A 23,836-nucleotide genomic window follows, 5' to 3' on the forward strand; every position below is an offset into this window, starting at 1 on the left:
CTGGCTTGGCGGCTGGTTTTGCAGCAGCGGTTTTAGCAACTGGCTTCGCGGCTGGTTTTACAGCAGCGGTTTTGGCAGCTGGCTTGGCCGGTGCTTTAGCAGGTGCACGAGCACCCAGCACTTTCGCTACAGCTTCCTTAACACGACCAACACCCTGGGCCAATTTCAGGCTTTCTTGGGCGTCTTTTTTCAGTTGGGAAATGTAGGTGCGGGTTTCAGCTTGACGATCCTTGAGAGCATCCAGCAGGTCTTCGAGTTCTTTTACCGCGTCTTTGGCTTTGGCTTGTGCCTTGGCCTTGCCGGCAGTGGCGGCGTCTTGCAGTTTGGTGCGGGATTTGTGCAGCTTTTCTTGCGCTTTACCGCGTTGTTTTTCCAGCTTGGCGAGCAGTTTTTCTGCATCGGCCAACGCTTGGGAACATGCGCTTTCCAGATGCTCGAGCAAGCTGCCCGACAATTGTTGGAGTAAATGCAACGGGGTATTTACAGGCTTCTGTTTGGCCGACATGGTTTACCTCCTGGCTGACGTGGGTGCGGCTCATACTAGCCCTCTGCTCTTACCGCCGCTAGGGCATGTTGACAGTATCGTTTGCGTTGCGTTGCAACGTGCGAAAATTCTTATCGATATAACGAAAACACGCGGCACTTTTTACGCACTCGCACTGGCATAATCCGTCGCACTTTCGGCAGGAGAATGCCCATGTCGCGTTACCTTTTCCTTGTGCTGGGCCTGGCGATTTCCGCGGCCAATGCGAGCGAGCAATCACCGTCAAAAACCACGCCCCAAGACCAGCACGACCTCGCCTACAGCCTGGGCGCCAGCCTCGGTGAGCGCCTGCGCCAGGAAGTCCCGGACCTGCAGATCCAGGCCTTGATCGACGGCCTCAAGCAAGCCTATCAAGGCAAGCCGCTGGCGTTGGATAACACGCGCATCGAACAGATTCTTGCCGAGCACGAAGCGCAGGCCGAAGCCGACGCCCAAGCGCCTAAAAGTGAAAAGGCGCTCGCCGCCGAGCAGCAGTTTTTAACCAAGGAAAAAGCCGTGAAAGGGGTGCGCGAGTTGGCCGATGGCATCCTGCTCACGGAACTGACACCCGGCACGGGTAACAAGCCTGGCGCGAATGATCAGGTCCAGGTGAACTACGTTGGACGATTGCCCGATGGCACGGTCTTCGATCAGAGCACACAACCCCAGTGGTTTCGCCTGGACAGTGTGATCAGCGGTTGGAGCAGCGCGTTGCAGCAGATGCCGGTCGGGGCCAAATGGCGCCTGGTGATCCCGTCGGCCCAAGCTTATGGAGGTGACGGTGCCGGCGAGCTGATCCCGCCGTATACGCCACTGGTATTCGAGATCGAATTACTCGGCACCCGTCATTGAGCCAATAAAAAACGGTGCGCCATGCGCACCGTTCTTATCTCGCCCGCAAGGGTCAGGCCTGGGGGACAGCTTCTTCCTTATGGGCGTTGTGGAGCACTTCGATCAGGCAATCTTCCAGTTCGAAACGCTCATGGAGCAGGCCACCCAACTCCTTGAATTTCTCAGCAACGCACTGGCCGGCATCACACAGGTCGGTGAACGCCAGCAGTTTCTCAGTGATGACATCGATACGCGGGTAAAGGGTCTCGGCCAGTTCCAGGCCACGCTTATCATCGAAGGCTTCCGCCTCTTTGGTCAGCTGCTCGTAGACACCGAAATGGCCAGCAGACACATAGTCCACCAACACTTCACAGAACTCCTGCAACGGCTTGCGATTCTCAGCCAGGGCCTCGGGCTTGGCGCCGAGAGCATCAAAGGCCCGAACCAGTTCGTGACGTGCCTTCAACCAGCTGTCGATCAGCTTGTGCACCCCACCCCAGCGTTCCTGAGCATTCTGACAACTTTCCAGCATGATGATCTCTCTTCCCTATAGGGGCGCTGCCGCCTGATGCCCGCGCAACACTTCAAGGATAAAACAGCAGCGGGACAAGGCCGCGTCTGACAAACGGTTTCAATAACGCGTGCGGGCCAGATTATGCCCCCATGACTATGGCTTCAAGGTACGCAGGAGAGAAAGTTCATACAAGTGTTTAATCACGTCCTACAAACTGCGGCCTCCGATCAGCGCCTCGCTGAGCGCAACGGACGGCTCAAGAACAGTCGGGAAAATTGCATGACACCGAGGATCAACATGCCCAGGAAGAACAACAGGCTCCACTCGGGAAGGCTCAGGTCAAATAGCGTCCAGCTTATTTCCATACAGTCGACCGTGCCTTCGACCGTCAATTGCAACGCCTGCCACAGCGACAGGTTCTCGAGCATGTGACTGAGACTGGGCCAGCAATCGGCGGCCTGATCCGCTGCGGCATTTTGCAGCAGCACCTGGCGTACGGCGGTGATGGCACCCAGCAACGAACAGACCATGCTCGTAAACCCGTACAAGTAAAAAGTGGAACGCCTGGGGTTGTGGATGGCGGCGACCAGATTGATCAGCGTGAAGGCAGCCAGAAAGGCCCGTTGCATCTGGCACAGGAAACAAGGACGTAACGAGGCACCGAACTCAAGATAGAAGGACGCACCCAACGTCAGCGCACCCGCCATGAACGCAAGGAAAAACAAGGAGCGTGAAGGGGCCAAAGACATGCTTTATCCGCATCGCGAGAGATAGGTCGTTACGTTAGAGGAAAGGCCTGACCCCTTTCAATACGCGCCAGAGCAGACGATTCCGTGAGAACGTAGGGACATCCCGTCAGAGAATGGAAGACTTGAAGCGCATGAACGTAGGAGTTTGCTTCAAAGCCCCTCAGGGCCGGCATATGCGCAGCATTGAAGGGCTGGTTATCAGAAATATCCGGGCCAACCCTAGACTTCTTCCTGCATCAAACTCGGGCAGAAACTGGCAGCGGAGACGCCAGCAAGCGGTTATCCAATAAGCCCAGGCCTTCCTGGAACAGCTGGTTGCTGCGCTCGGTGTCGCCCAACTGCGCCAACAGCCGCGCCAGTTCGGCACAGGCCTCGGGATTACGTTGCACCTGCAGGCTGCTTTCCAGGTAATCACGCGCCTTGCCCCACAGGCTGTTTTGCAGGCACAGACGACCCAATGTCAACAACAGGCTGGCATCGCCCGGGTGGTCCTTTAGCCAGCCTTCGGCAAACTTCAATTGCCGGGCAGGGTCACTGCCGCGCAGCAGGCCGTAGAGACGAATCAGGTGGCTGTCGTAGCCGCGCTTGATGGCACCGCGCAACGCCTCCTCCGCCTTGGCATCGGCGCCCAATTGACGCAGTTGCTCGGCATAGGCCAGGACCAGTTGCGGCTCCTGGCGCTGGGCGGAAGTGAGCTGTTGCCAGGCCCGCTCAAGAGACTGCAGGCCGGCTTCGCCCTGCTCTTCGCGCTGGGCCGCCAGGCTCAGGTTCTCGCCCCAGGCACGCCGTTCCAATTCTGCCAATTCGCCGGCGGGCAGCACCTTGTCCTTGCGCAGCTCCGGCAACAGGCGGATCACCGCCGACCAGTCGCCACGCTGCTGGTGCAGACGCTGTAATTGGCGCAGCACCTGCCCGTTGTGGGGATGACGCTCGTGCATGGCCTGCAAGGTGGTAAGGGCGCCATCAGTGTCGCCACGGTCCAATTGCAACTGCGCATGGCTCAAGGCAACCGCCAGCTCGGCCTGGGGCTGACGCTCCAGGGCGCGCTCGAGCAAACCGTCCGACTCTTCATAACGGCCCTGCTCATTCGCCGCCCGGGCCGCGCCCAGGTAGTACAGCAATGGCTGGCGCTCGGCTTCGGCGGCACGGTGCAGGTGACGTTCGGCACTGGCCCAACGGCCTTCGGCGAGGTCCATCTGGCCCTGTTCGATGGCGATCTGCACGCGGCGGCTGCGGTTACGTCGCGACCACGGGTTGACCACGCCACCCGAGGTGGTGACCAGGCTCAGCAATACGCGGATCAAGTAGATGGCCAGGCCGAAGACAAACACCGCCACCACGGTAGCCCATAGGCTCGACTCGTAGTGCAGCACATGAGGATAGGTAATCAACACATAGCCGGTGTGTTTCGAAATGCCCACGGCCAGTGCCAGGGCGATTGCAATCGCCAGCACCAGGATCACATAGAAACGCTTCATCGGCTCTACTCCTGCTTCGCCGACGTGGCCGCCGGCGTGGCAGCCGCCTTGGCTTCGTCGGCAGACAGATGACGACGTTCGAGGTACGCCTGTACCGCAGCCAGGCTCGCCGCCAGGTCCGGTGTCACCACCGAGACAGCCTTGGGCTCAAGCTCGGCGATACGCGCCAGCATCGCCTTGCTCTGCGGGTTGTCCTGGTTGAAGTTGTCCTGCAACACGCTGCGTGCCTCACCCAGGGAGCGGCTGTACACCGCCGATTCACCATTAAGCGCCGCCCATTGCGCTTGCTCCAGAGCCAGGCTGAGGGCCAGGCGTACCTGGTTCAGGCCTTGACCGGCGAGCAGTGGACGAATGTTGTCGTCTGGGTTGAAGTCGATGCGAAAGTACCGGGAAATCTGCTCCCACCACTGGCTCCAGCGGCTGTCCGTATCGGTGCTTGGACGCCCCTGGGATGCGGGCTCGGTCAGTTGGTACTCAGGGGCGATGGCCGCCAGTTGCACGACCTGATCACGCAAGGCCGCCAATTGCAGATACAGCCCGGTGCGATCCGGCTGCTCAGTACTGCGCAACGCGGCAAGGCTCTTGGCCAACTGCTCGCGTGCGGCGTAGGAGCCTGGATCGCTTTGCTCGCGAAGAATCTCGTCGGCGCCCTGGACCAGGGCCTGGGCGCTGTTGATGTCCTGCAAGGCAGACAAGCGCAAACTCGCCAGGCGAATCAGGTGCTCGGCCTCAGCCAGGCGCCAATCCTTGCGGCTGGCACCCAGCACGGTTTCCAGGCGCTGGCTCAAGCGCTGCTGGTCACCCTGCAACTGGGCCACCAGCCGACGGCGCTCCTCAAGCTCATCCGCACCCGGCAGTTGCGCCAGGCGTGCAGCCAGTTGTTGCTGGCTTTGCTTGAGGGCCTGGGATTGGTCATCCAGGGTCTGCACTTGACCCAGTTGGTGCTGGCTGCTGGCTTGCAGGGCACGAACCTGCCAGAGACCCCAACCGCCGGCGGCAACACCCGCAGCGCCAAGCAGCAGGGCGACAACTGCCAGGCCATTGCCGCGGCGCGGCGCGGTGACCGGTGACTCAACCGGCGCATCAAGTGCGGGTTGGGTTTCATCTTTAGGCAAGGCTGTTTCGCTCACGTATCCGTCCTTTGCGTATCAGAGAGTGGGAACGGCATGACTCCGTAACGCCACTAACAAAGCCGCGGCACTCGCGCCGCGACAATCCACAACTTTTTCTGCGCCAGCGGCCCGCGCCATCTCGGCGACTCGCGGGCTGGGCACGAACAACGGCAGCTGCGCCACCTGTGGCCAATCGGATCCGGCCAGGGCCTGCAGGTGCAAAAAACCCTGCCCACTGCTGACCACCAGGCCGTTCAAGCGTTCCAACTGGATGCACCGGGTCAGTACACCGGTGTCGTAGGCCGGAAGGAAACGACGATACAACTCCAGGTAGTCGACACTAGCACCTTGCTCGCGCAAACGCTCAGCCAGCAGCTCCCGCCCCCCCTCGCCGCGCAGGATCAACACCCGCGCACCGGGCCGTGCGATAGCCTCGCGCAACGCAGGCAATTGAAGCAAGGCCTCGCTGTCGTCGCCGGTTTGGGGATAGTGAACGGGAAGGCCATGATCAGCCAGGACCTGCGCGGTGGCCGCACCGACGCTGAACCACGGCAGTTGCGGCCAGGCTTGATCCAACTGCTGCACGGCAAGCCGCGCGGCCGGTTTACTCACCACGATCACCGCACAGTAGCGGCCAAGATCATCGAAGACGGCCTGTTGTTCGGGGGTAACGGGTAACGGCTCGATGTCCAGCAAAGGCAAGCTGCTGCTGAAGATACCGGTTTCGGACAACGCCGCCGCCAGGGCCGCCGATTCCTCGGCAGGCCGTGTCAGCAGCACGCGCCAATCGGTCACTGCGGGCCGGCCTCGCCGTAGACCTTTTGCAGGATAGCGCCTGCGCCCTTTTCCAGCAGCTCTTCAGCCACCTGGACACCCAGGGCGATGGCGTCACGTTGCGGGCCACGGACTTCGGCAGTCAGCAGAGTGCCCCCATCCGGATCCCCAACCAGGCCACGCAGCCACAGGTTTTCACCTTCGAGCACGGCGTAGCAGGCGATCGGCACCTGGCAGCCACCGTTGAGGTGCTTGTTCAGGGCGCGTTCGGCCGTGACACGCACTTCGGTCTCATGGTGATCCAGGGGTTTGAGCAGCGCGTGGATTTCACTATCGGCGGTACGGCATTCAATGCCCACGGCGCCTTGCCCGCCAGCAGGCAGGCTGTCTTCGACGCTGATGGCCGAGGTGATGCGGTTTTCGAAGCCCAAACGGATCAGGCCGGCCGCGGCGAGGATGATCGCGTCATACTCACCGGCATCCAGCTTGGCCAGGCGGGTGTTGACGTTGCCGCGCAGGAAACGAATCTGCAGGTCCGGACGACGGGTCAACAGCTGTGCCTGGCGACGCAGGCTGGAGGTGCCGACAATGCTGCCCAGAGGCAAGTCATCCAAAGACGCGAAGGTATTGGAAACGAAGGCGTCACGCGGGTCTTCACGTTCACAGATGCAAAACAGGCCCAGGCCTTCGGGGAAATCCATGGGCACGTCTTTCATGGAGTGCACAGCGATGTCGGCTTCGTTTTCCAGCAGCGCGGTTTCCAGTTCCTTGACGAACAGGCCCTTGCCACCGATCTTCGACAGCGGCGAGTCGAGCAGCTTGTCGCCGCGACTGACCATGGGCACCAGGGTCACCTTGAGGCCGGGATGGGCCTGCTCAAGGCGTGCTTTGACGTATTCGGCCTGCCACAAGGCCAGGGCGCTTTTACGGGTGGCGATGCGGATTTCGCGAGAGGACATGGATCAATCCGTACTGAATAGATACGGCAGATAATAACAGCTCAGGCAAATACGCTTTGATTTGAATCAGCAAGTGCGGGGCCTCCCTGGCCACGTCGCACCGGGATAATGAATGCAGGCTTGCCAAAACCCTCGGGCTAAAGCTGCTGCATCATCTTGCGCACGCCAGCGACATGGCGTCGGCTGACGATCAACGCATCCCCATTAAGCCCTTTGAGGAATAACTGAAAGTGCCCGAGGGGCGTGCGCTGCAGGCGCTCGATTCGCTCACGGGCCACCAGCGCGTTCCGGTGGATTCGCACGAAGCGGTCACCGAATTCATCCTCAAGGGCCTTGAGCGGCTCATCGAGCAACACTTCGCCAGCCTCATGCCGCAGGGTCACGTACTTGTGATCGGCAATGAAGTAGACCACCTGGTCCAAGGGGATCAACTCGATACCTTTGCGTGTGCGGGCGCTGATATGGCTGCGCGGCCCGTTGCCGCTCTGGGCGGCCGGCTGGGTCAGGGCAGCGAGTTGGGCGCGGTTGGGACGTTCGGCTTTCTTCAAGGCCCTGAGCAAGGCCTCGGCAGTCACTGGCTTGACTACGAAGCTGACACCACTGGCTTCCAGTGCCTGCGCGGCAAACTCTTCTTGAGCGGCGCACAGCACCACGGCGGGTGGCGATTCGCGCTCACTCAGGCGAGCAGCAACTTGCAGGCCATCGAGGCCCGGCATGCGGATATCGAGCAACACCACGTCCGGCTTGAGGCTGTCGATCAACGTCAACGCCTCCTCGCCGCTGGTGGCACTCGGCTCAAGGACTGTATAACCCTCGAGTTCACTGACCAAACGGCTCAGTCGCTCGCGGGCTTGGGGTTCGTCATCAACGATCAGGACATTCATATAGCGCTGGATTCCTGCGTGAGTCTCGCACAAGGATAGCGTAGACAGGTGCGGTGACTTGCGTCACAGCGATCCACGCTAAGACTAGCGCGAGCGGCAAAAAGTGCCCTGACAGCGGCACCCATATTTACCCGGACCTGTTCAATAGCGCCCAAGACCTGCTGCCTTCGGGCATCGTCGTAGGGTTTGCTGATACACAATCCGAATACCCCCCTTTTAAATGGATAGTCAGGCTCTGACCGCATTACCCGACTTTGGTGCATTCACACACTATCAGTCCAACTGTAGACGCTCGCCGAGACGATATTGCTCAATCGTCAAATATCGTATCAATAAGCAGCTGCCTCCAGTCTCGTCCCGGACGCGGTCGGCGGCAAGGCACTTAGCCATCCTTTGCACAAATAAAAATGCCGACGACCCGCAGCACCGCCTCCAAGGGCAACCCTGTTATTATCGCCGCCACACTTTCATGCCTCTTAATAAGCAGACCACGAGCGAACCCATGAGCACCGACAAGACCAACCAGTCCTGGGGCGGCCGCTTCAGTGAACCCGTCGACGCCTTCGTCGCCCGCTTCACCGCCTCCGTCACCTTTGACCAGCGCCTGTACCGCCACGACATCATGGGCTCCATTGCCCACGCGACGATGCTGGCCAAGGTCGGCGTGCTGACCGACGCCGAGCGCGACAGCATCATCGATGGCCTGACCACCATCCGCGGTGAGATCGAAGCCGGTACGTTCGACTGGCGTGTCGACCTGGAAGACGTGCACATGAACATCGAGGCCCGTCTCACCGACCGTATCGGTGTGACCGGCAAGAAACTGCACACCGGTCGTAGCCGTAACGACCAGGTAGCCACCGACATCCGCCTGTGGCTGCGCGATGAAATCGACCTGATCCTGGCCGAAATCACCCGCTTGCAGAAAGGCTTGCTGGAGCAGGCCGAGCATGAGGCGGACACCATCATGCCTGGCTTCACCCACCTGCAAACCGCACAACCCGTGACCTTCGGCCACCACCTGCTGGCCTGGTTCGAGATGCTCAGCCGCGACTACGAGCGCCTGGTGGATTGCCGCAAGCGCGCCAACCGCATGCCGCTCGGCAGCGCAGCCCTGGCCGGCACCACCTACCCGATCGACCGCGAGTACACCGCACAACTGCTGGGTTTCGACGCCGTCGGCGGCAATTCCCTGGACGGCGTGTCCGACCGCGACTTCGCCATCGAATTCTGCGCCGCCGCCAGCATCGCGATGATGCACCTGTCGCGTTTCTCCGAAGAGCTGGTGCTGTGGACCAGTGCGCAATTCCAGTTCATCGACCTGCCGGACCGTTTCTGCACCGGCAGCTCGATCATGCCGCAAAAGAAAAACCCCGACGTGCCCGAACTGGTGCGTGGCAAGAGCGGCCGTGTATTCGGCGCACTGATGGGCCTGCTGACCCTGATGAAAGGCCAGCCTTTGGCCTACAACAAGGACAACCAGGAAGACAAGGAACCGTTGTTCGACGCCGCCGACACCCTGCGTGACTCGCTGCGCGCGTTTGCCGACATGATCCCGGCGATCAAGCCCAAGCACGCGATCATGCGTGAAGCGGCCCTGCGCGGTTTCTCCACGGCGACTGACCTGGCGGACTACCTGGTGCGCCGTGGCCTGCCGTTCCGCGACTGTCACGAGATCGTTGGCCATGCGGTGAAATACGGCGTCGACACCGGCAAGGACCTGGCGGAAATGAGCCTGGAAGAGCTGCGCCAGTTCAGTGACCAGATCGAACAGGACGTGTTTGCCGTGCTGACCCTGGAAGGTTCGGTGAATGCCCGTAACCACGTGGGCGGTACCGCGCCGGCGCAGGTGAAGGCTGCGGTCGCTCGCGGCCAGGCCCTGCTCGCCAGCCGCTGAAAAAGGTGGGAGGGGGCAACCCCCTCCCACATTTGTTCATTTTTTGGCCGCAACCATCGCCATGAACGCCGGCATCGCGGCCTCCCTGTCCGCCGCCACCTTCTGCGCATTAGGCATGGCATGCAGTCGCTCCAGCAACGCTCTGGCCGCCGGCAATTCAGCCAACAGGTCCAGGCCAAACAGCTTCTCGCCCACCGCACAGGCGAGGTTCACGCTGTACATGAAATACAGATCCGCAATCGTAAAGCCCTCCCCCGCCACATAAGGCGCGAACCTGCCGTGACGGCCTAAAGAGCCGATCCCCAACAGCAACTCAGCCCTGGATTTCGCCTTGATCGCCTCCGGCACCGGCATACCGAAAAACGCCTCGGCAAAACACGCACGGGCGGGTAATTCGATATACAGCTCGATTTCCCTGCACAACGCCAGCACCTGGGCACGCTGGAACGGGTCGGCCGGCAACAGCGACGGGCCTTCCTGGGAGTGCTCGATGTATTCGAGGATCACACTGGTTTCGTTGATAAACCCCTGCTTCACGCCCAGCACCGGCACCTTGCCACGCGGGCTGACCGCCAGGGCCTCAGGGGTTTGCCCGGCATAAAAGGGCACCTCCTCAAAAGCCAGGCCTTTCTCCAGCAGTGCCAGTTTCACCATGTTGTAGTAGTTGCTGACCGAGAATCCGTAAAGCTTGAGCATCGCAAAGCCTCCAGGCCGTGTGCGGGGTTGGCTGCAGGAGTTATAGATCCCAGGGCCGGTCCTGACCAGCAGCATCACCTGCCTGAATGGGGGTAGACTGGCGCCCTTTCCTTGAGGAGCCTGCCATGAGCGAGCCGACCGATATCGACAGCGACGAAGAAGCGTTCACCGAAAACACCTTGATCGAAGCGATCGAAAACCAGATCGAAAGCGACAATCCGCCCGCTGCCAAGGCCACGTTCAATAAACTGACCCTGGTGGGCTATGAACGTGAAGAGATCCTGAATCTCATGGCTCACGTGTTGGCTTTCGAGATCGACGCGATGCTGGATGAGGACCGCGCCTTCAATACCGAATGGTATGAAACAGCGCTGCGGGCACTGCCTGAGCTGCCGCCCGAAAAGGAATAATCCCGGCACACCGCAACACGCTGGACAGTTCGGCAAAGTGCGTTCACCTTATGGCCTGCTAGCCTCTAATAAATTTTAGAAAGTCTGGAGTCCTTATGTCGTATACCCCTGAGTTGGTTGCCGAACTGGAAATCCTTGTACTCTTCCCCTTGGACAGCACCAAGGAAGGTCTGAAAGTCCATCAGACCGCCGCTCCCTCTGCCATCGCCGCTGCCAAGCGTCTCCATGCGAAAGGGCTTATCGACCAACCGGACGGAGGCTACCTGACCAGCCTTGGCCGGGACGCCGCAGAGCAGGCCCAAACCCTGCTGACCATTCTGAGCACCGCCAACACCAAAGAAGCTGCCTGATACCGTATCCCGCCCATGGAGTCCGCCTCTCGCGGATTCCGAGGGCGCTGCTGTGGAATGGCCCGATTTTTGACGCCAAAAACCATTTCCCTCTAAACCTCCTACGCGACTGGCTGTAAACTCCTACATGGCCGCCCGCGTCGGGCCCTGCGAGCCACCGAGTTCGACATGACCCGCACCCATGAAATCCGCCCTGACCTGGACGAAGGCATCGACCGCAAGGTGCTGGCCCAATTGCGTGCGCGCTTCATGGCCCTGAATGAAGGTCGCATGGCTCGTGCCGTCGAAGGGCTGACGCCGCGCCAGCAAAGCGTGCTGACCCTGCTGCCGCTGTTTTTTCACGTCAATCATCCGCTGTTGCCGGGTTATGTATCGGGCAGTACGCCAGCCGGGCTGTCGAATTTCGAGCCCGACGCCCAGGCACTCACGGAAGCCCAGCGTCTGACCCGCTCGTTCTCTTACAAGCCGCGTCCGGTCAATCAACCCAAACCGATCCACGGCCTGTTCCTGATGGGCAGCCTCGGCACCCTCGCCCAGGCCGACCAGAGTGACATGGATGTGTGGGTGTGCCATGCACCCGACCTGGGCGAAAACGAGCTCGCGGAGCTGCGTAAAAAATGCCAACTGCTGGAAGCCTGGGCCCTGGGCATGGGCGCAGAAGCGCACTTCTTCCTGATTGAGCCGACGCGCTTTGTACTCGGCGAGCGCGACACCCAACTCAGCTCCGACGACTGCGGCACGACCCAGCATTACCTGTTGCTGGACGAGTTTTACCGCACAGCCATCTGGCTGGCCGGGCGTACGCCGATCTGGTGGCTGGTGCCGGTGTATGAAGAGGCCCGCTATGCGGAATTCACCCACACGCTGATCTCCAAGCGTTTTATCCGCGCCGATGAAACCCTCGACCTGGGCCACCTGGCGCGCATCCCTCCCGGTGAATTCATCGGTGCCGGGCTGTGGCAACTGTTCAAGGGCATCGAGTCGCCCTACAAGTCGGTGCTCAAGCTGCTATTGACCGAGGTCTACGCCAGCGAGCACCCGAACGTGCACTGCCTGAGCCTGCGCTTCAAGCGCGCGGTGTTCGCCAACCAGATGGACCTGGATGAGCTGGATCCGTACATCGTGGTGTACCGCCGTATCGAGGAATACCTCAAGGCCCGCAACGAACCGGAGCGCCTGGAGCTGGTGCGTCGCGCCCTGTACCTGAAGGTCAATCGCAAGCTCAGCGCCGGTCAGCGCAGCACCAGTTGGCAGCGGCTGTTGCTGGTGCGCCTGGCCCACGAGTGGGGCTGGGACCAACGCCAACTGGCGCTGCTGGACAGCCGCAGCCAGTGGAAAGTGCGTCAGGTGGCCTCCGAGCGCCGTGCCCTGGTCAGCGAGCTGAACTACAGCTATCGCTTCCTGACCCAGTTCGCCCGGACCGAACAGACGGTCAGCCTGATCAACAAGCGCGACCTCAATGTGCTGGGACGGCGCCTGTATGCCGCCTTTGAACGCAAGGCCGGCAAGGTTGAATTCATCAACCCCGGCATCGCCCCGGACCTGGCCGAAGACACCCTGACCCTGGTGCAATCGCCCAACCGCAAGGAGCCCGGCCAGCACCACTGGGGCCTGTACAACGGTAACCTCACGGCCCTGGAATGGGAGCACTTCGCGCCGATCAAGCGCAGTCGCGACCTGTTGGAGATGCTCACCTGGTGCCACCGCAACGGCGTCATCGACAGCAGCACGCGCCTGGCGCTGCACCCCGGCACCAGCGACATGACCGAATTCGAGCTGTTCAACCTGCTGGGCAGCCTGCAGCAGGCTATCGCCCTGCCCCTGGCCAGCGTTGATGAAGCGCGCCTGCTGCGCTCGGCGGTACCCGAGGAAGTGTTGCTGCTGATCAACGTCGGCGTCGACCCGCTCAAGCATCATCGCGACCTGAATATCCTGATGACCACCGAGCGCACCGACTCCCTGAGCTATGCCGGTGTGCGCGACAACCTCGTACTGACCCTGGACCAGGTCACGCTCAACAGCTGGAACGAGGTGATGGTCAGCCGCTACGACGGCCCCCATGCGCTGCTCGACTGCCTACGCGACTACCTCAACCAATTGCCGTCGGATCATCTGCCTCGGCTGCGGGTGCGCTGCTTCTGTCACAACCGCGCGCAGTTCATTGCCCAGCGAGTGGAAGAAATCTTCGACACCGCACAGAACCTGCTGCTGGGTCAGGGCAATCACCGCTACTTGCTCCAGGTACAGCAGCACTATCACGTGATGGAGTTGATGCCCGGCCAAGCCATCCACGTATCACTGGCGACCCAGGATGCGCTGGTCGCCTACCTCAGCGAAGAATTGGCCAGCTACAGCCCGCTGCACCTGGATGCCATGGCCCTGGAAGACCACGACCTGGCGCTGTTGCTGCCCATGGGCATGGCCGATTGCGTGCAGGTGTTCTACCGGGTCAACGAAGGCTTCGCCGAGCTGTATGTGCTGGATGAATTCAACGCGCTCTGGCAGCAACGCTTGCCGTTTCATGATGAACAGAGCCTGTTGGCGCCGCTGCAGCGCTTTTTGCAGTCGATCATCTACCGCCGGGAAGCGCTATCGCCCCTGGACACGCAACAACCGTTGGGTGAGGTGCAAATCTTGTACTACCAACTGCTGCCGTCGGGCACCACGCGCGCGCGCGGTGTCGAGCCGCGGCCGGCCCCACAGAACCCCGCGAACAAACCGTTTTATGACGTGCAGGCGATTATCGGCAAGGCGGCACCGGGCAAGGTGGGCATTACCCTGTATTGCAATCAGCGGGAGTTTTCCGAGCTGGAGTTTGGCGACCAACTGTTTGCGGTGGTCGCCCAGGAAATCGTCGGGCAACGCCGGGAAACCGAGCGCTACCGCTGCTACATCACCGACCTCGACCTGTCGGGGCTGCTCGGTGATGTGCAAAGCCCAAGCAATTTGTACCTGCGCTACAAGGCCGAGCTAGAGCTCGCGCTGAATGAGGCGCTGAGCCAGGTCTAGAGAGGGAAGGCGCCGCCATCCTCGGGCTGACCATCAACACTGAGCAGCTCAAGCTTGAGGGTCTTGCCGCCCGGTGCCGGCCAATCGATGTGCTGGCCTACCTGCAGGCCAAGCAAGGCACTGCCCACCGGGGCCAGGACCGAAATCTTGCCTTCATCGGCATTCGCATCTTTCGGGTAGACCAGGGTCAGGTGGTAGTCCTTGCCGCTGCCTTGCTCACGGCAATGCACGCTGGAGTTCATGGTCACGACCGTTGCAGGCACTTCATCGTGGCCAACCACTTCTTCGGCGCGGTCGAGTTCGGCTTGCAGTGCAATAACGCCCGGCTGCGTCTCGTCCATACGGTCGATCAATTGCTCAAGACGCTGCACATCAAGACGGGTGAGGATGATGGAAGGTGCGGTCATGATTCAGGCAGACTCCTTTTTTCTGCACAAAAAAGCAAAACCCCGCCAGGAAAAGGCGGGGTTCTCACGGGCCTCGATGAGTTGAGGCGTATCCGGACACTACCACAGCACCGTAAATAAACAAGACGGGCTCAAGGCGCGGCCTTGCGTTGCTCGGCCTGGGCCACGATCACTCGGCGCCGCTGATCATCGGCGGAGCGCCATTCGCGGATGTCTTCCACATGGCGGAAGCAGCCGAGGCAGACTTTTTGCTCGTCCAGGCGACACAAACTGATACAAGGTGACGGCACCGCCGGGCTGACATTACTGAACAGCGGCTTGGGTGGGCGTGCGGGTGCAGGCTGGGTCACGGTCAGATCTCGTCGAAATCCAGCTCGGCGCCGGTATATTCGTGGACCAGGCGCGCGAGCATCTCGCCCAGCAACTCTTCACTCTTGTCGCACTGCCATTTGCCGCTTTCTTCGTCGTAGTCGAAGTGGACGCCACCGGAGCGCGCCGCCAGCCACAGCTGCCGCAGCGGTTCCTGACGGCTGAAGATCAGTTGCTGGCCGCTCTCGAACTTGACGGTCAACACCCCGGCCGAGTTTTCCAGATCCACGTCCAGGCCGCTGTCGTCGAAAATATCTTCCAGCGCCTGCTGGGTCGCATCCACCAGGTCGTGAAAACGGGCTTCGGTCAAACTCATTGTGGCAACCTCAAAAGTGTCTGGTTTTGCTCAAGCGCCGCACGATACGGGCGAGCCCCGCCGATTGCAAAGGATACCGATTTCAACGCGATTGACGGCGTGAAATATCCTCAACCAGCGTAGTCCGCTTCCCTGCCATCTCGGCAAACCCCCGCCGGACGGGTATTTCAGCGCATAGGCAAGCTGGCGGGTGGTCGGTATACTCGGGCGCAATTAATGCATATTCAAGGATTTCGCCATGAAGCGCCTGATCTCTTCCCTTGCTGCGCTCGTCGCGGTCGCTTGCCTCGTTAGTGCCTGTGGTCAAAAAGGCCCGCTGTACCTGCCCGATGACAGCAAAGACCCGAATGAACAGGCGCAATCGTCGCAAAAGCCCTCCAAAGCGCATAAGCACGACACCTACGAATAAGGGAGCTCCATGGACGCTTTTAACTACCGGGACGGCGAGCTGTTCGCGGAAGGCGTGGCGTTGTCCGCGATTGCCCAGCGCTTTGGGACCCCGACCTACGTGTACTCCCGTGCGCATATCGAAGCCCAATACCGCTCGTTCACCGACCCGCTCGATGGCGTACCGCACCTGGTGTGCTACGCAGTCAAGGCCAACTCCAACCTGGGTGTACTGAATGTCCTGGCGCGCCTGGGCGCCGGTTTCGATATCGTCTCCCGTGGCGAGCTGGAACGGGTCCTGGCCGCCGGCGGCCAGGCTGACAAGATCGTGTTCTCCGGCGTCGGCAAGAGCCGCGAGGACATGCGCCGGGCCCTGGAAGTCGGCGTACATTGCTTCAACGTAGAGTCCACCGACGAACTGGAACGCCTGCAAGTCGTCGCCGCCGAGATGGGCGTTCGTGCGCCGATCTCACTGCGCGTCAACCCGGACGTCGATGCCGGCACCCACCCATACATTTCCACCGGTCTCAAAGAGAACAAGTTCGGCATCGCCATTGCCGACGCCGAAGACGTGTACATCCGCGCCGCCCAGCTGCCGAACCTGGAAGTGCTGGGTGTCGACTGCCATATCGGCTCGCAACTGACCACACTGCCGCCGTTCCTGGATGCCCTCGACCGCCTGCTGGCATTGATCGACCGCCTGGGCGAATGCGGCATCTACCTGCACCACATCGACCTCGGTGGTGGCGTGGGCGTGCGTTATCGCGATGAAGAGCCACCGGCGATCGCCGACTATATCCAGGCCGTGCGCGAGCGCATCGAAGGCCGCGACCTGACGCTGATGTTCGAGCCGGGCCGTTATATCGTCGCCAATGCCGGCGTGCTGCTGACCCAGGTCGAGTACCTCAAGCACACCGAGCACAAGGATTTCGCCATCGTCGACGCGGCGATGAACGACCTGATCCGCCCGGCGCTGTACCAGGCCTGGATGAATGTCACCGCCGTGACGCCTCGCAACAGCGAAGCACGCGCCTATGACATCGTCGGCCCGATCTGCGAGACCGGCGACTTCCTGGCCAAGGATCGTCAACTGGCCCTGGAAGAAGGCGACCTGCTGGCCGTGCATTCGGCCGGTGCCTACGGGTTTGTCATGAGTTCCAACTACAACACCCGCGGACGTACCGCCGAGGTGCTGGTGGACGGTGATCAAGCGTTTGAAGTGCGTCGCCGCGAGACGGTAGCCGAGTTGTATGCTGGCGAAAGCCTGCTGCCGGAGTAAGCCATGCTGCTGCGTTTTACCAAGATGCACGGGCTGGGCAATGATTTCATGGTCCTCGACCTGGTCAGCCAGCACGCACACATCCTACCCAAGCACGCTAAACAGTGGGGCGACCGGCATACCGGGATCGGCTTCGACCAATTGCTGATCGTCGAGGCGCCAAGCAACCCGGAGGTGGATTTCCGTTATCGGATCTTCAACTCCGACGGCTCCGAAGTGGAACAGTGCGGCAACGGTGCGCGCTGCTTTGCACGCTTTGTGCTGGACAAGCGCCTGACCGCCAAGCGGCAGATTCGCGTCGAGACCAAGAGCGGCGTGATCGAGCTGGATATCCGCAGCGACGGCCAGATCAGCGTCAACATGGGCGCGCCACGCCTGGTGCCGGCGGATATCCCGTTCCAGGCGACCGAGCAGGCCGCCAGCTACCCGCTGGACGTTGACGGCCAGACCGTCGACATCGCTGCCGTGTCCATGGGCAACCCCCATGCGGTGCTACGGGTCAACGACATCAACAATGCCCCCGTGCATGAACTGGGGCCGAAGATCGAACACCACCCGCGTTTTCCGGCGCGGGTCAATGTGGGCTTTTTGCAGGTGATCGACCGTTCCCGTGCGCAATTGCGCGTGTGGGAGCGCGGTGCCGGCGAAACCCAGGCCTGCGGTACCGGTGCTTGCGCCGCTGCCGTGGCCGCGATCAGCCAGGGGTGGATGGATTCGCCCCTGTTGATCGACCTGCCCGGTGGACGCCTGTCCATCGAGTGGGCAGGCCCTGGCCACCCGGTGATGATGACCGGGCCGGCCTCGCGCGTATACGAAGGACAGGTCCGTCTATGAGTGAGCCAAGCCAATGACCGATAAGCCTCAAGTACCCGCACAAGCAACAACCCCGAGCGAAAGTCTGGAGGCCGCTGCCGTCGCGGCGTACCTTGAGGCTAATCCGGACTTCTTCGTCGAACACGAAGAACTGCTCCCGGCCCTGCGCATCCCCCACCAGCGCGGCGACACCGTGTCGTTGGTGGAGCGACAGATGAAGATCCTGCGCGAGCGCAATATCGAAATGCGCCACAAGCTCTCGCACCTGATGGACGTCGCCCGCGACAACGACCGTCTGTTCGAGAAAACCCGCCGCCTGATTCTTACCCTGATGGACGCCACCAGCCTGGAAGAAACGGTCATCGCCGTGGAAGACAGCCTGCGCCAGGACTTCCAGGTGCCGTTTGTCAGCCTGATCCTGTTCAGCGACAACCCGATGCCGGTGGGTCGCTGGGTCAGCGGCGGCGACGCGCAAACCGCGATCGGCGGCCTGCTTTCCGAAGGCAAGACCATCAGCGGCACCCTGCGCGAGCACGAGCTGGACTTCCTGTTCGGCGCCGAACAGCGCAAGCAGATCGGCTCTACCGCCGTCGTCGCCCTCAGCCATCAAGGCCTGCACGGCGTACTGGCCATCGCCAGCCGCGATCCCGCGCACTACAAGAGCTCGGTGGGCACTTTGTTCCTCACCTATATCGCCGAAGTACTGGGCCGCGTCCTACCGCGCCACACCACCGCCCTGCGCGCGGTGCGCTAGCCATGGAACGGCAACTGGACGCTTACTGCGCTCACCTGCGTAACGAGCGCCAGGTGTCACCCCATACCCTGGAGGCTTACCGACGGGACTTGAACAAGGTCCTGGCGTATTGCGAAAAGCAGCAGGTCACCAGCTGGAAGGCCTTGGATATCCAGGGCCTGCGCAGCCTGATCGCACGGCTGCACCAGGCGGGCCAGTCCTCGCGCAGCCTGTCGCGACTGCTGTCGGCGGTGCGTGGCCTGTATCACTACCTCAATCGCGAAGGCCTCTGCGACCACGACCCGGCCAACGGCCTGGCCCCGCCGAAAGGCGAGCGACGCCTGCCCAAGACCCTGGACACCGACCGTGCCCTGCAATTGCTCGATGGCGCCGTGGAGGACGATTTCCTCGCCCATCGCGACCAGGCGATCCTCGAACTGTTCTACTCTTCAGGCCTGCGCCTATCGGAGCTGACAGGCCTGAACCTCGATCAACTGGACCTGGCCGACGGCCTGGTGCAAGTGCTCGGCAAAGGCAGCAAGACTCGGGTGCTGCCGGTGGGCAGGAAAGCCCGCGAAGCCCTGCAACTCTGGCTGCCGCTGCGCGCCCTGGCCAACCCGGTGGACGACGCAGTGTTTATCAGCCAGCAAGGGCGGCGCCTGGGGCCACGCGCCATCCAGATACGGGTCAAGGCTGCCGGCGAGCGCGAGCTGGGGCAGAACCTGCATCCACATATGCTGCGGCACTCATTTGCCAGCCATATGCTGGAATCGTCCCAGGACCTGCGCGCCGTGCAGGAACTGCTTGGCCATTCCGACATCAAGACCACGCAGATCTATACCCATCTGGACTTCCAGCACCTGGCAACGGTCTACGACAGCGCCCATCCACGGGCCAAACGCATCAAGGACGGCGACTCATGAACATCAAGCTGATCACCTTCGACCTGGACGACACGCTCTGGGACAACGTACCCGTCATCATCAGCGCCGAAGCGTCGATGCGCGAATGGCTGGCCACCCATGCCGCCAAGGTGGGCGACCTGCCCCTGGAGCATTTCGCCAGCCTGCGCCAACAAGTGCTGCAACGGCATCCCGAACTCAAACACCGCATCAGTATCCTGCGCCATCGGGTGTTGATACATGCGTTTGAAGAGGCCGGTTATCCACAGCCCGAGGCCACGGAAATGGCCGATGTGTGTTTCGAAGCGTTCATTCACGCCCGCCATCAGCTCACGCCTTTCCCTGAGGCCGAGCCGATGCTGCAAGCGCTGCGCCAGCACTTTCTGCTGGGTGTGATCACCAATGGCAATGCCGATGTGCAGCGTGTTGGCCTGGCGGACTACTTTCACTTTGCGCTACGCGCTGAAGACATTGGCATCGCCAAGCCGGATGCCCGGCTGTTCCACGAAGCGCTGCAGCGCGGCGGAGTAGATGCCAGTGCGGCAGTGCATGTTGGCGACCACCCCGGGGACGACATTGCCGGGGCGCAGCAGGCGGGGCTGCGGGCGGTGTGGTTCAACCCGTCGGGCAAGGTGTGGGAAGGGGATAAACTCCCGGATGCACAGATTCGCAGCCTGACGGAGTTGCCGGCGTTACTTCGCAGCTGGCAGTAACACGGGTGAGAAAAATGTGGGAGGGGGCTTGCTCCCGATAGCGGTGTATCAGTCTCCAGATATATTGACTGACCTACTGTAATCGGGAGCAAGCCCCCTCCCACACTTGATTGGGGGTCACTTGTAGCCGGTTATTACAGGCATGAAAAAACCCGCAGCGACGGCGGGCTTTTTCTTACAAGCAGGTGGCTGACCTTAGATAGGTCGGCTGCCGTACTTGTTATCCGGCTTCTTGGGCGGGTCTGCAACCACATTGGGCTCGACTTCGACCACTTTGCCGCCTTTGGCAAGAAACTCTTCCATCGCACGGGCCAGGGCATCGCGCTCTTTGTTCTTGGCCTCAACGCTCGGCAATTCGTCTACCGAAACAGCAGCCTTGGCTTTGCCCTTGGCCGCTGGAACAGGAGCGTCATCACCACCGTCGTCCTCAGCAACGTCTTCCGCCGCCGCTTCAAGACCTTCTTCGGTGTCGTCTTCGTCACCTACTTCGAGTTCGTCGTTTTCCAGATCATCGTCGCTCATGTTCTACCTCATGACTTGCGAAAAGCAGATTAGTTATAGCCCAGCTTCGCCCTCTGTCGAGGTTGCCGGAAAAAAATCAACATCCACCGGATAACCAGTGGCTTATGCCCCATCACCGTGCAGGGTGGCGAGGACTTTACGAGCACCGCCATGATCACGGTGCTCGCCCAGATAAACACCTTGCCAGGTCCCCATCGCCAAGCGGCCGGCCTTGACCGGCAAACTCAGCTGGCAGCCCAGGAGACTGGCCTTGAAGTGCGCCGGCAGATCATCCGGACCTTCGTCGTTGTGTTCGAACCCGGCGCAGCCTTGCGGCACCAGCGAGTTGAAGAAACGCTCGAAGTCACGACGAACCGCCGGATCGGCATTCTCGTTGACCGTCAACGAGGCCGAGGTGTGCTGCAGCCACAGGTGCAACAGGCCCACGCGGCAGGCCTTCAGCTCAGGCAAGCCGGCAAGCAACTCGTCAGTCACCAGGTGAAAGCCCCGGGGCTTGGCCCGCAGGGTAATCAGGGTCTGTTGCCACATACAGTTCTCCGCCCATCGGCGCGCATTCTAGCGCGCTCTGGGAAAAAACAAAGTGCCGAATACGCCTACGTGCCTGTAAGACATTCGCACGCTGGAAAGTGCATGACAAACTCTGCGCAAAAACCGGCACAGCTTGTTATGACTGACAAACGCCAGGCAAAAAAATGCCCGGCAAGCCGGGCATCTTTTTTTCGCGTACTTACAGGTTGTAGCCGCGTTCGTTGTGTTGCGCCAGGTCGAGGCCGACAGCCTCTTCCTCTTCGGTAACCCGCAGGCCCATGACCGCGTCCAGCACCTTGAGGATGATGAAGGTGACGATGGCGGTATAGATCACGGTGAAGCCGACACCTTTGCACTGGATCCAGACTTGAGCTGCGATGTCAGTCACGGTGCCGAAGCCGCCCAATGCAGGGGCTGCAAACACACCGGTGAGGATCGCACCGACGATACCGCCGATACCGTGCACGCCGAATGCGTCCAGAGAGTCGTCGTAGCCCAGCTTGCGCTTGAGGCTGGTGGCGCAGAAGAAGCAGATCACACCGGCCACCAGGCCGATCACCAGGGCGCCCATCGGACCAACAGTGCCGGCGGCCGGTGTAACGGCGACCAGGCCAGCCACTACACCCGAGGCGATGCCCAGTGCGCTTGGCTTACCGTGAGTGATCCACTCGGCGAACATCCAGCCCAGGGCTGCAGCAGCGGTAGCAATCTGAGTCACCAGCATCGCCATGCCGGCGGTGCCGTTGGCCGCAGCCGCAGAGCCGGCGTTGAAGCCGAACCAGCCGACCCACAGCATGGCCGCACCCACCAGGGTGTAACCCAGGTTGTGAGGCGCCATTGGAGTGGTCGGGAAGCCTTTACGCTTGCCGAGCACGATGCACGCCACCAGGCCAGCGACACCGGCATTGATGTGCACCACGGTGCCGCCGGCGAAGTCCAGCACGCCCCAGTCCCACAGCAGGCCACCGTTGCCGCTCCACACCATGTGGGCGATTGGCGCATAGACCAGAGTGAACCAGATAGCCATGAAGATCAGCATGGCGGAGAACTTCATGCGTTCGGCGAACGCACCGACGATCAGCGCCGGGGTGATGATGGCGAAGGTCATCTGGAAGGTGATGAACACGGCTTCCGGGAACAGCGCAGCCGGCCCGGTGATGCTGGCCGGGGTCACACCCGCCAGGAACGCCTTGCCCATGCCGCCGAAGAAGGAGTTGAAGTTGACCACACCCTGTTCCATACCGGTGGTATCGAACGCGATGCTATAGCCGTAGACAACCCACAGGATGCTGATCAGGCCGGTGATGGCGAAGCACTGCATCATCACCGACAGAATATTTTTGGAGCGCACCATGCCGCCGTAGAACAGCGCCAGGCCTGGAATGGTCATGAACAGCACCAGCGCGGTGGATGTGAGCATCCAGGCGGTGTCACCGGAGTTGAGGACTGGAGCAGCCACTTCGTCTGCCGCCATGGCCAGGCTTGGCATTACGATGGACAACAGGGCTCCGAGCCCTGCGAATTTACGCAGAGTCATATTGTTTTCTCCTGGGGCGTTGGGGGTTTGGCGGCTTAGATTGCGTCGGTATCGGTTTCGCCGGTACGGATGCGAATAGCCTGTTCCAGATTGACCACGAAGATCTTGCCATCACCGATCTTGCCGGTGTTGGCGGCCTTGGTTATCGCCTCGATAACCCGGTCAAGATCCTTGTCGTCAATGGCGACATCAATCTTCACCTTCGGCAGGAAATCGACTACATATTCCGCGCCGCGATACAGCTCGGTGTGACCCTTCTGCCGACCGAAGCCCTTGACCTCAGTAACGGTAATGCCCTGCACGCCGATCTCGGACAACGACTCGCGTACATCGTCCAACTTGAACGGCTTGATGATGGCAGTGACTAGCTTCATGAAAACTCTCTCCCGAATTGGTGGACTTGCCCCAGGAAAACAAACCCGTCTCAAGTCTAAGCGCAGTGCCTGGCTTTGTAACGCATCGTCGCAAGGGCAGTTGCCATTGCGACGCCAGCGAACCACTGGTGACGAAACCTGTACCCCTGATCCGTCGGCGCACTGCATTCGTCACAGCGACTGCATCAGTGCATGGGTCATGATCGTCTAAGCAGAAACCTTGCCAGCTCCGTAAAAATCACTGAAATCAGTCCTTTGCTCATCTAGGCCCACCAACGGGGCCATCCGGCGCCTGCAATGCGCACGAAAACGGTGCATCACCGCCCGGCCTGATGCGCGAAAAGCGTGCGACCCAGGCCGTGAAAAAGACTATAGACGCTGCGTGATACACTGCCCGCCAACAGTTTTCCGGAATATTTCCCATGCTCGCGCCCAAAGACCTCCTCGACGCCCTGAGCGGCCACGCCTCTCGCCTGTTCAGCGGCGACACCCCGCTGCCCCGCAATGAAATCGAAAGCCAGTTCAAGGCCTTGCTGCAAAGCGGTTTCAGCAAGCTCGACCTGGTGAGCCGGGAAGAGTTTGATAGCCAGATGGTAGTTCTCGCCCGCACCCGTGCGCGGCTGGAGAGCCTGGAAGCGAAAGTGGCAGAGCTGGAAGCGCGGTTGACCCCTCCTGCCGAATAAATGCGCTCAGTGTGGGAGGGGGCTTGCTCCCGATGGCGGTGTATCAGCCGGTATCAATGCTGACTGACCCCCCGCTATCGGGAGCAA

General features: G+C 61.1%; 28 protein-coding genes and 1 pseudogene. 12 read left to right on the forward strand and 17 right to left on the reverse strand.

Translation table 11 applies throughout. From position 1 onward, the window contains the following. Positions 1-505, reverse strand: a 505-nt coding sequence (locus BLQ09_RS05980; protein ID WP_218190474.1) for an AlgP family protein, incomplete at its 3' end; no start/stop codon positions are given. A gap of 192 nt (positions 506-697) precedes the next feature. On the opposite strand from BLQ09_RS05980, the gene BLQ09_RS05985 reads away from it, so the two are divergent. Continuing rightward, on the forward strand, positions 698-1,375 hold the full coding sequence (locus tag BLQ09_RS05985) for an FKBP-type peptidyl-prolyl cis-trans isomerase (protein WP_027608336.1): 678 nt from the start codon (positions 698-700) through the stop codon (positions 1,373-1,375). Between the two features lie 52 nt (positions 1,376-1,427). On the opposite strand, the gene BLQ09_RS05990 is transcribed toward BLQ09_RS05985, so the two are convergent. The 8 genes and pseudogenes from BLQ09_RS05990 to BLQ09_RS31800 form a co-directional block, all read right to left on the reverse strand. After that, complete coding sequence (locus BLQ09_RS05990) at positions 1,428-1,886, reverse strand: Rsd/AlgQ family anti-sigma factor (protein ID WP_027608335.1); 459 nt, start codon at positions 1,884-1,886, stop codon at positions 1,428-1,430. 209 nt (positions 1,887-2,095) lie between these two features. Next, positions 2,096-2,617, reverse strand: coding sequence for a disulfide bond formation protein B (locus BLQ09_RS05995; protein WP_027608334.1), 522 nt, complete (start codon positions 2,615-2,617; stop codon positions 2,096-2,098). A gap of 236 nt (positions 2,618-2,853) precedes the next feature. Next, complete coding sequence (locus tag BLQ09_RS06000; RefSeq protein WP_027608333.1) at positions 2,854-4,095, reverse strand: heme biosynthesis protein HemY; 1,242 nt, start codon at positions 4,093-4,095, stop codon at positions 2,854-2,856. Positions 4,096-4,100: 5 nt separating this feature from the next. Then, positions 4,101-5,225 (reverse strand): uroporphyrinogen-III C-methyltransferase, encoded by a 1,125-nt coding sequence (locus BLQ09_RS31470; protein ID WP_027608332.1) that lies wholly within the window; start codon positions 5,223-5,225, stop codon positions 4,101-4,103. An 18-nt stretch (positions 5,226-5,243) separates the two neighbouring features. Then, complete coding sequence (locus BLQ09_RS31475; protein ID WP_115485500.1) at positions 5,244-6,002, reverse strand: uroporphyrinogen-III synthase; 759 nt, start codon at positions 6,000-6,002, stop codon at positions 5,244-5,246. Further along, positions 5,999-6,940, reverse strand: a complete 942-nt coding sequence (gene hemC / locus BLQ09_RS06010) for a hydroxymethylbilane synthase (RefSeq protein ID WP_027608330.1) — start codon at positions 6,938-6,940, stop codon at positions 5,999-6,001. The genes BLQ09_RS31475 and hemC overlap by 4 nt, the downstream gene beginning before the upstream one ends. Positions 6,941-7,077: 137 nt before the next feature. Continuing rightward, entirely contained in the window at positions 7,078-7,824 is a 747-nt protein-coding gene (locus tag BLQ09_RS06015) for a LytR/AlgR family response regulator transcription factor (protein WP_027608329.1), read from the reverse strand. Then, a pseudogene (locus tag BLQ09_RS31800) lies at positions 7,821-7,937 on the reverse strand (sensor histidine kinase); the annotation flags it as partial. The gene BLQ09_RS06015 and the pseudogene BLQ09_RS31800, both read right to left, overlap by 4 nt. A gap of 389 nt (positions 7,938-8,326) precedes the next feature. Here BLQ09_RS31800 and argH point away from each other — a divergent pair. Then, positions 8,327-9,721 carry an argininosuccinate lyase gene (argH, locus tag BLQ09_RS06020; protein ID WP_027608328.1) on the forward strand — a complete coding sequence of 465 codons (1,395 nt, stop codon included), beginning with the start codon at positions 8,327-8,329 and terminating at the stop codon, positions 9,719-9,721. Between the two features lie 36 nt (positions 9,722-9,757). Here the strand turns inward: argH and BLQ09_RS06025 are convergent, their stop codons facing one another. Then, complete coding sequence (locus BLQ09_RS06025; RefSeq protein WP_027608327.1) at positions 9,758-10,417, reverse strand: glutathione S-transferase family protein; 660 nt, start codon at positions 10,415-10,417, stop codon at positions 9,758-9,760. A 125-nt stretch (positions 10,418-10,542) separates the two neighbouring features. On the opposite strand from BLQ09_RS06025, the gene BLQ09_RS06030 reads away from it, so the two are divergent. The 3 genes from BLQ09_RS06030 to BLQ09_RS06040 all read left to right on the forward strand — a co-directional run bounded on the left by BLQ09_RS06030 (position 10,543) and on the right by BLQ09_RS06040 (position 14,186). Beyond that, the gene (locus BLQ09_RS06030) at positions 10,543-10,827 is read left to right on the forward strand and encodes a hypothetical protein (protein ID WP_027608326.1); all 285 of its coding nucleotides are present in this window, start codon (positions 10,543-10,545) and stop codon (positions 10,825-10,827) included. 95 nt (positions 10,828-10,922) lie between these two features. Beyond that, on the forward strand, positions 10,923-11,177 hold the full coding sequence (locus tag BLQ09_RS06035; protein WP_027608325.1) for a TIGR02647 family protein: 255 nt from the start codon (positions 10,923-10,925) through the stop codon (positions 11,175-11,177). A 168-nt stretch (positions 11,178-11,345) separates the two neighbouring features. Beyond that, the gene (locus BLQ09_RS06040; RefSeq protein ID WP_092355836.1) at positions 11,346-14,186 is read left to right on the forward strand and encodes a class I adenylate cyclase; all 2,841 of its coding nucleotides are present in this window, start codon (positions 11,346-11,348) and stop codon (positions 14,184-14,186) included. Here BLQ09_RS06040 and rnk read toward each other — a convergent pair. The 3 genes from rnk to cyaY form a co-directional block, all read right to left on the reverse strand. Then, positions 14,183-14,593 carry a nucleoside diphosphate kinase regulator gene (gene rnk / locus BLQ09_RS06045; protein WP_043293860.1) on the reverse strand — a complete coding sequence of 137 codons (411 nt, stop codon included), beginning with the start codon at positions 14,591-14,593 and terminating at the stop codon, positions 14,183-14,185. The genes BLQ09_RS06040 and rnk overlap by 4 nt on opposite strands. Before the next feature lie 131 nt (positions 14,594-14,724). Next, positions 14,725-14,943: a DUF1289 domain-containing protein gene (locus BLQ09_RS06050; protein ID WP_090409849.1), complete on the reverse strand. Its 219-nt coding sequence runs from the start codon at positions 14,941-14,943 to the stop codon at positions 14,725-14,727. A 2-nt stretch (positions 14,944-14,945) separates the two neighbouring features. After that, positions 14,946-15,278 (reverse strand): iron donor protein CyaY, encoded by a 333-nt coding sequence (gene cyaY / locus BLQ09_RS06055; protein WP_027608321.1) that lies wholly within the window; start codon positions 15,276-15,278, stop codon positions 14,946-14,948. A 238-nt stretch (positions 15,279-15,516) separates the two neighbouring features. Between cyaY and BLQ09_RS06060 the strand changes: the two genes are divergently transcribed. The 6 genes from BLQ09_RS06060 to BLQ09_RS06085 are packed head-to-tail and all read left to right on the forward strand — an operon-like array spanning position 15,517 to position 20,105. Further along, a complete protein-coding gene (locus tag BLQ09_RS06060) occupies positions 15,517-15,687 on the forward strand; it encodes an LPS translocon maturation chaperone LptM (protein WP_010207449.1) in 171 nt (56 codons plus the stop codon). Positions 15,688-15,696: 9 nt separating this feature from the next. Beyond that, complete coding sequence (gene lysA, locus BLQ09_RS06065; RefSeq protein ID WP_092355839.1) at positions 15,697-16,944, forward strand: diaminopimelate decarboxylase; 1,248 nt, start codon at positions 15,697-15,699, stop codon at positions 16,942-16,944. Between the two features lie 3 nt (positions 16,945-16,947). Next, positions 16,948-17,778, forward strand: coding sequence for a diaminopimelate epimerase (gene dapF, locus BLQ09_RS06070; RefSeq protein ID WP_027608319.1), 831 nt, complete (start codon positions 16,948-16,950; stop codon positions 17,776-17,778). A 13-nt stretch (positions 17,779-17,791) separates the two neighbouring features. Continuing rightward, positions 17,792-18,511, forward strand: a complete 720-nt coding sequence (locus BLQ09_RS06075) for a DUF484 family protein (protein ID WP_027608318.1) — start codon at positions 17,792-17,794, stop codon at positions 18,509-18,511. Positions 18,512-18,513: 2 nt separating this feature from the next. Beyond that, positions 18,514-19,413, forward strand: coding sequence for a tyrosine recombinase XerC (xerC, locus tag BLQ09_RS06080; RefSeq protein WP_027608317.1), 900 nt, complete (start codon positions 18,514-18,516; stop codon positions 19,411-19,413). After that, positions 19,410-20,105 (forward strand): HAD family hydrolase, encoded by a 696-nt coding sequence (locus BLQ09_RS06085; protein ID WP_027608316.1) that lies wholly within the window; start codon positions 19,410-19,412, stop codon positions 20,103-20,105. Before xerC ends, BLQ09_RS06085 begins: the two co-directional genes overlap by 4 nt. Positions 20,106-20,300: 195 nt before the next feature. On the opposite strand, the gene sutA is transcribed toward BLQ09_RS06085, so the two are convergent. The 4 genes from sutA to glnK all read right to left on the reverse strand — a co-directional run bounded on the left by sutA (position 20,301) and on the right by glnK (position 23,066). Next, positions 20,301-20,627, reverse strand: a complete 327-nt coding sequence (gene sutA, locus BLQ09_RS06090) for a transcriptional regulator SutA (protein ID WP_027608315.1) — start codon at positions 20,625-20,627, stop codon at positions 20,301-20,303. Positions 20,628-20,729: 102 nt separating this feature from the next. Next, positions 20,730-21,155, reverse strand: a complete 426-nt coding sequence (locus tag BLQ09_RS06095; RefSeq protein ID WP_027608314.1) for a secondary thiamine-phosphate synthase enzyme YjbQ — start codon at positions 21,153-21,155, stop codon at positions 20,730-20,732. A 199-nt stretch (positions 21,156-21,354) separates the two neighbouring features. Beyond that, positions 21,355-22,692: an ammonium transporter gene (locus BLQ09_RS06100; RefSeq protein ID WP_027608313.1), complete on the reverse strand. Its 1,338-nt coding sequence runs from the start codon at positions 22,690-22,692 to the stop codon at positions 21,355-21,357. 35 nt (positions 22,693-22,727) lie between these two features. Continuing rightward, entirely contained in the window at positions 22,728-23,066 is a 339-nt protein-coding gene (gene glnK, locus BLQ09_RS06105) for a P-II family nitrogen regulator (RefSeq protein ID WP_002555808.1), read from the reverse strand. A gap of 422 nt (positions 23,067-23,488) precedes the next feature. On the opposite strand from glnK, the gene BLQ09_RS06110 reads away from it, so the two are divergent. After that, positions 23,489-23,749, forward strand: a complete 261-nt coding sequence (locus BLQ09_RS06110; protein WP_027608312.1) for an accessory factor UbiK family protein — start codon at positions 23,489-23,491, stop codon at positions 23,747-23,749. Positions 23,750-23,836: the final 87 nt, after the last annotated feature.

This window comes from Pseudomonas sp. NFACC25 (genome assembly GCF_900100935.1).
Lineage (GTDB): Bacteria > Pseudomonadota > Gammaproteobacteria > Pseudomonadales > Pseudomonadaceae > Aquipseudomonas > Aquipseudomonas marginalis.